At 60.3% G+C, this 5,354-nt stretch carries 9 protein-coding genes; 5 read left to right on the top strand and 4 right to left on the bottom strand.

Annotated elements, in window-relative coordinates; translation table 11 throughout:
- Positions 1 to 95: 95 nt before the first annotated feature.
- Entirely contained in the window at positions 96 to 392 is a 297-nt protein-coding gene (locus tag KBZ15_RS17725; RefSeq protein WP_255016547.1) for a hypothetical protein, read from the bottom strand.
- 102 nt (positions 393 to 494) lie between these two features.
- Between KBZ15_RS17725 and KBZ15_RS17720 the strand changes: the two genes are divergently transcribed.
- The 5 genes from KBZ15_RS17720 to KBZ15_RS17700 all read left to right on the top strand — a co-directional run bounded on the left by KBZ15_RS17720 (position 495) and on the right by KBZ15_RS17700 (position 3,575).
- On the top strand, positions 495 to 680 hold the full coding sequence (locus KBZ15_RS17720) for a hypothetical protein (RefSeq protein ID WP_255016546.1): 186 nt from the start codon (positions 495 to 497) through the stop codon (positions 678 to 680).
- A 216-nt stretch (positions 681 to 896) separates the two neighbouring features.
- A complete protein-coding gene (locus KBZ15_RS17715) occupies positions 897 to 1,544 on the top strand; it encodes a hypothetical protein (RefSeq protein WP_255016545.1) in 648 nt (215 codons plus the stop codon).
- 29 nt (positions 1,545 to 1,573) lie between these two features.
- Positions 1,574 to 2,428, top strand: coding sequence for an archaeosortase/exosortase family protein (locus tag KBZ15_RS17710; RefSeq protein ID WP_255016544.1), 855 nt, complete (start codon positions 1,574 to 1,576; stop codon positions 2,426 to 2,428).
- On the top strand, positions 2,425 to 3,093 hold the full coding sequence (locus KBZ15_RS17705; protein WP_255016543.1) for a hypothetical protein: 669 nt from the start codon (positions 2,425 to 2,427) through the stop codon (positions 3,091 to 3,093). The genes KBZ15_RS17710 and KBZ15_RS17705 overlap by 4 nt, the downstream gene beginning before the upstream one ends.
- Positions 3,094 to 3,269: 176 nt before the next feature.
- Positions 3,270 to 3,575 (top strand): hypothetical protein, encoded by a 306-nt coding sequence (locus tag KBZ15_RS17700; protein ID WP_315859926.1) that lies wholly within the window; start codon positions 3,270 to 3,272, stop codon positions 3,573 to 3,575.
- Between the two features lie 43 nt (positions 3,576 to 3,618).
- Here the strand turns inward: KBZ15_RS17700 and KBZ15_RS17695 are convergent, their stop codons facing one another.
- The 3 genes from KBZ15_RS17695 to KBZ15_RS17685 all read right to left on the bottom strand — a co-directional run.
- On the bottom strand, positions 3,619 to 4,014 hold the full coding sequence (locus KBZ15_RS17695; protein WP_255016542.1) for a type II toxin-antitoxin system VapC family toxin: 396 nt from the start codon (positions 4,012 to 4,014) through the stop codon (positions 3,619 to 3,621).
- Positions 4,011 to 4,250 (bottom strand): FitA-like ribbon-helix-helix domain-containing protein, encoded by a 240-nt coding sequence (locus KBZ15_RS17690; RefSeq protein WP_255016541.1) that lies wholly within the window; start codon positions 4,248 to 4,250, stop codon positions 4,011 to 4,013. The genes KBZ15_RS17695 and KBZ15_RS17690 overlap by 4 nt, the downstream gene beginning before the upstream one ends.
- Positions 4,251 to 4,768: 518 nt before the next feature.
- Positions 4,769 to 5,354 (bottom strand): 2OG-Fe(II) oxygenase family protein (locus KBZ15_RS17685; protein WP_315859925.1); only part of this gene is annotated, 586 nt, incomplete at its 5' end.

Here is a 5,354-nt window from a genome sequence, read left to right as displayed (position 1 = left end):
GTAACTCCCTAGGGCCTCAGCCCGACCCAGGATCTCAAGCTGGCAAAATGGATGCGGTGGGCTCCCGGGTTGGCCTCTTCCAGGTGGGCACGAGATCAACTGGCCTTGCGAGCCTTTTTCACCGCCAGGCCTGCCTCGGTGGCTGTGACTGCTGCCAGCGCCAGCAGACCGGCCAGCCCCACAATCTGGTTCTGAGTTTCAGCGGCTGCTCCGGCTTGCTGGCCCAATACTGCTCCGGCCACAAACCAGGCGGTCGCGAGGCCTGAGGTGATCCAGTAAGCCCTCCAGCGACGTTGATAGAGATAGCCGCTGCCCAGGCCCGGCACCAGGTTCAGCACCACCGCTACCCAACCGGCTGAGGCGGCAAGGATCTGTTCACGGGTAGGTGTCATGGCTGGGTGGATGGGCTATTCAGTCTGGCGTCTCCGTTCGGCAACCCGCCCGCCAGACCCTCGCCTGGCTGCGTAAAGTTTTATTGCTTCTACTGTTCACCCGTGGCCGACCTCACCCTGACCCGCCAGTTCAGCCTGGAATCCCACTCAAGGGCGATTGATTCCTGCGATGACGTGGCCGAGCTGCGTCGCGTAGCTAAGACCCTTCTCTCCGCCTGGCACCTCCAGGCCGACATGACCCGCCACTACGGCGCCCAAGCTATGGGCATGGCTAAAGCTGCCCTGTGAGTCCCCATATTTAGCAAGGGAGCCTGTTAATTTTTTACATACAAAATAGACATTCCGCTCCGTCCAGCTTAAGATTAGGCTGCTTGCCAACCTAACTGCTTTGCACTGCAGCTCAGATAATCTGCCTCTTCCCTTGGTCTGGCGGCTCTACTTGTGAGTCAAAATAGATTGCCTCTCGGTGGGATCAGGCTGATCCGGCGCATCGGCCGGGTGTTATTGGCGGTATTTGTTTTTGCCGTAGCTTTCAACTTCCTGCCCCTCAATCTTGTTTCGCCAGATTGGGGTCTTGGCATATCCAACACCATTGTCAGCTCGGCCAGCCTGGCACTCGTAGGAGTGTCCCTGTTGCGAGTCTCAGCCTACTTGCAGCTTCAGGTCCATAGCCAGGAGACTTCCAACCCTAAGGGTCCACGGCTGATCGCTCTTAAGAAATCAGAGCTGGGGATCCGCCGTCTGGCTCTGGCCGGCACCATCAGCTTGCTGCTGCTGGCTGGCTGGCAGGCCATTCTTTTTGCCAGGGGCATGGAGCTGATTACGGCCAAGGGCGCAGCAACCAGTAGCCAGGCCCAGGAGCAAATAAAGGCAGTCGAATCAAGAATAAAAAGTGCCCCCGATGCGGTAATTGAAGCCGAATGGTCGAAGTTGCAAGCTAGCTTGCCACCCGCTTTCTTCAAAGCTGAGCTAGATGCATCAGCCAGGCGCAAGGAGCTGCTGTCCTCGGTGGGAGCTCGTAGTGCACAGTTTCGTGTTGAGCTAAACCGGCAAACTTCTGCTGCCGCATGGAACCTCGGACGCAATGCCATGCGCATTTGCTTGATGGCAATTGCCTACGCCTGGGGATTTTATGGCCTTCACAAGCTTTAATTATATATTAACCCCTAGCGCCATCTGCCATGTTTGAGCTGCGGCATTGGGCATCTAAACTATACAATCGCAGGGCCCTCTTCCTGTTGCTGGCTGCTTTTATATTTTGCTGGAATGCCAGCATGCTTTGGCTTAGCGAGCAAGGCCTTGGTCTGCAGATATTTCAGCTATTGCTTTGGCTTGGTATCGCCATCTCCTTAGAGGATAAGCTAGCCAATCTCTGGCCAAAACCAAGCCGTTTCAGCTTCTTGGCTGGAGCAATCTTAATCGCCCTGCTTTTAACTCTCTCGCCAGCCCTGATCAGTTTCCAGGCAGGTTACATCAAGTATTTGCTTCTGCCTGTATCTATCTGCGCCCTGGCCTTGCTCAGTCGGCCACTCCAGCAATGGCAACTCTTTGCGGCCCCCCTGCTCATTTCCCTGCTACTTCCTATTGGCGGTGCATTTGCGGTGTTGTCTTCCCCCATTCAAAATCGGCTCACAGCCCTGCTCACCTGGGCCTTTCTCTACGGGCTCGGATTTCAGGCGGGCATCAGTGGCAAGGAGATCTCGATTGGCTCTGCCGGGGTGATAGTTCAGACAAACTGCAATGGCAACGAACAGCTGATCTTTTCGATCAGCATGGTAGTTATTTTCCAGCTCATTTTCCCCCTGAAGCAGCGTGGGCACATCCTCGCGGCATTCGGGGCTGCCATAGTTTCTGCCTATGTCATCAATACGGTTCGCATTGCCCTTTTGGCGTACTTCACCACCTGGGAAGATCGCAGCGGCATGGCAGCTTTTGACTTCTTCCATGGCCACGGAGGCCTTATATTCTCCCTGATTGCTGCCACTATTGCCGGCTGGATTTATTACAGGTTGCTCGATCAAGAGTTAACCGCATGACCAGTATCAACCCTGTCCAGCTAAATCGCGCTCAGCAGCGGTTCTGGTTGGCAGTGCTAGCTGCAGGTGTCGGCCTGGCCACCCTTCACCTGGTGGTTTTTCCCCAGTCACCGCCCCTCCCCCAGCCGCCCGCTTCTGCACTCCTGCCACCGCCCTGGCAAGCCGCTGCCGCTTCGCTTGGGGCCGCCACCCAGCAGCCCAGCTTTCTGCAGCGCAATGTGGCCATCGGCCCGAGCAAACGCTTTGCCCATGGAAGGGATTGGTTGCTCCTCACGCCACTTGCCTCTTGGCAGGAGTCTGCCCTGGATCCAGCAGCCATCACCACAACCATCCCCGAGCTCCATCTGCAGGAGGCTCAGCCGCAGACACCCTCCCAAGCCAAGCAGCAGATTGCCAGGGGCCGCATCCAGGGCCAAACCAGTTATCAAACCTGTCTGACCCGCACTGGCTCCTTCGCCTACACGGCTGCCGGGCTCAGCGGCACCAGTGGGGCCCCGCACCTGGATTTTTTGCGAACCCTCCTGCGGGGCCCCCTACCCCCTCTCCCCAGACCCTCCTTCTCCTGCCTGCTCGTCACCACAAATTCGCTCCAGACGCTGGCTGGAAGCGCCAAATCCAATCCTCTTTTTGCTGCCCTTGCAAGCCACACCCAGTGGCCGCGGTGATCTGTTGCTGCCTCAGCCCAGCAACTTGATCTGGTAAAGCACGTCTTCGAGGGTGGCGGCGGCGCTACCCCACGGGCCGCACCCCCAGGCAGCTTCCCGATTGCTGCAGCTTCCACATCACCCTGTGCTGCAACAGCCGGGCCTTCCTGATTGCCCGTGGGGTGCGGGGTGATCTGTTGGCCAACCACCTTCACCTGCAGCAGCAGCAGGGGCGTGACCTGTTGCGCATCACGCAGTGGATCGGCCACTTCTGGGAGGCGCGTTACTTCTCCACACCGATCGAGCCGGAAGATACCCGCAGGGTGCTGGCCACGCTGCGCACCATCCACGCCAGCCCGAAGAAGGCTGGGGTGCGCGAGGGGTTCCATGACCCCTACAGCAACTACGGGCACCGCGGGGGGCTGGCGGGGGATGTGTTGAGCGAATGGCACCCGGCCTTCCTGCAGCTGGCGGCCAGCTTGGAGGGCTGCGCCAAGCGCTAGGCGCAGTCCTGGATGGCCCGATGGTGCCGCTGCGGCGCCTACCCTATGAGCCGGGTTTCTTGGCAAGATCCGGAAAAAGCTGCAGCAACTTGCGATCGAAGGTCAGCAGCGTGCAATTGAGCTGCCGTGCCAGTACGACGAATTCGGCGTCGTACGTGGAGCAGCCCGTAGCGATGGCCAGCGCAAGAACCTGGTGCCCATCTACCGGTAGCTCATTCAGCTCAAAGCGCTCCAGCGCCTTCTGCCAGAGAGCAAGGGCTTGCTCAGGTGTGGCCAGATCGGCGCGCACGACTTTGAGCAGCACCTGGCGAAACTCGGATCGCCACAGTGGAGGCAAGCGCCAATCGGAATCCTGCCGCAACAGCTCAGCGACGTCGGCGTTGGCGGCGGTGGGCAGCATCAGGGCTGCCACCACGTTGGTGTCGACAACGGTGGTCAATGGCTGTCGCGTTCAGTGGCCGCCACCAGATCATCCAAGCGGATTGGGCCACCCTTGATCTCCGCCCGCATGGCTTCCACCTGCTGCAACCAGTTCTCTGTATAGGTGTTTGCAGCGCTCTGGCGACTCAGGCAGTCCACCAACTCGCTGTTAAGGCTGCGGCCATGGGCGCGGGCGCGCTGCTCTAGGCGGGAGACCACCTCCTCGGGGAGGTCATAAAGGGTGAGCGTGGCCATCGCGCCAGACCTCCTGAAAACTATCAATCCAGTCTGACAGCGGCCCCCAGGTTTCACCCTCCCTTGATCCTCCGTTCGTTAGCGGGGTATCGCCTGAGGTCACGCCGCAGGATGTCGGTAGGCATTGGCTTCAGCCGGCATCGAACATCCTGGGCCGCTGGGGCCCGGGGACTTGCTCAAGCCAAGTCTGCTCGGTTAAGTAGCCCTTACCGGACTACCGCCGCTGGGCCAGCCAGGCCGCTGCTGGGTGAAAGCGTGAACGGTATCTGGATCACGTAACAACCTTCCCCGTACTCCATCTGCAGCAGACTCAGCTCCAGGAGGCACAGCTGCAAACACTGCCCCAAGCCAAGCAGCAGATTGCCAGGGGCCGCATCCAGGGCCAAACCAGTTTTCAAACCTGACTGACCCGCACTGTCGCCTTCGCCTTGACGGCTGCCGCCCCTACCCCCTCTCCCCAGGCCCTGCTCGCGGCCCTGGCAAGCCACACCCAGTGGCCGCGCTGATCTGTTGGGGCCTCAGCCCAGCAACTTGATCTGGTAGAGCACGTCTTCGAGGGCGGCGGCGGCGCTGATGCCGCAATAGCGCTGGGGGTTTTCGGGAGTGCAGCAGCTTGCCAGGGGGGCCAGGCTTGTCCAGGGCCGGGCATGGCAGAACTGCACCACGCTCAGGCGCTCCTGCTGGCTGCCCGCAGGCGCCACCACCCGGTGCCAGCCCACCGGGATCAGGCCATTGCTGAGACGCTCCAGCATGATGCCGGTGTTGAGGATCACCCGCCCTTCCGGCGGCAGGGCATCGAGCCATTTGCCTTCCACCTGCACCTGCAGGCCCGGCCCGCTGGCCCGGGGCAGGGCCGTGATCAGGTTGATGTCACCGTGGGCTTCAGCCCAGATGTGGCCACCATCCGGTGCCTCGGCCATGGGTGGATAGCGGATCGCCCGGGTGAGGGTGGGGGCATCGCTGGTCATCTCGTCAAAGAAGGTTTCGGCGCAGCCCAGGCCCAGGGCAATGATCCGCAGGAAGCGGCGCTGTAGATCGGCAATGGCGCTATGAAAGGTTTCGAGAACGGCGCTGATTCCCGGCACTAAATGCTCAGGCAGCACC

The sequence above is a fragment of the Cyanobium sp. BA20m-p-22 genome, assembly GCF_024346275.1.
Classification (GTDB): Bacteria; Cyanobacteriota; Cyanobacteriia; order PCC-6307; family Cyanobiaceae; genus Cyanobium_A.
The sequence above is the reverse complement of the archived record's forward strand: the minus strand, read 5'-3'. Positions and strand labels throughout refer to the sequence as shown.

Excerpts from the sequence above, each read along its gene's own strand:
- KBZ15_RS17725 (WP_255016547.1), bottom strand. The coding sequence starts at position 392 with ATGACACCTACCCGTGAACAGATCCTTGCCGCCTCAGCCGGTTGGGTA.
- KBZ15_RS17690 (WP_255016541.1), bottom strand. The coding sequence starts at position 4,250 with ATGGCCACGCTCACCCTTTATGACCTCCCCGAGGAGGTGGTCTCCCGC.
- KBZ15_RS17710 (WP_255016544.1), top strand. The coding sequence starts at position 1,574 with ATGTTTGAGCTGCGGCATTGGGCATCTAAACTATACAATCGCAGGGCC.
- KBZ15_RS17705 (WP_255016543.1), top strand. The coding sequence starts at position 2,425 with ATGACCAGTATCAACCCTGTCCAGCTAAATCGCGCTCAGCAGCGGTTC.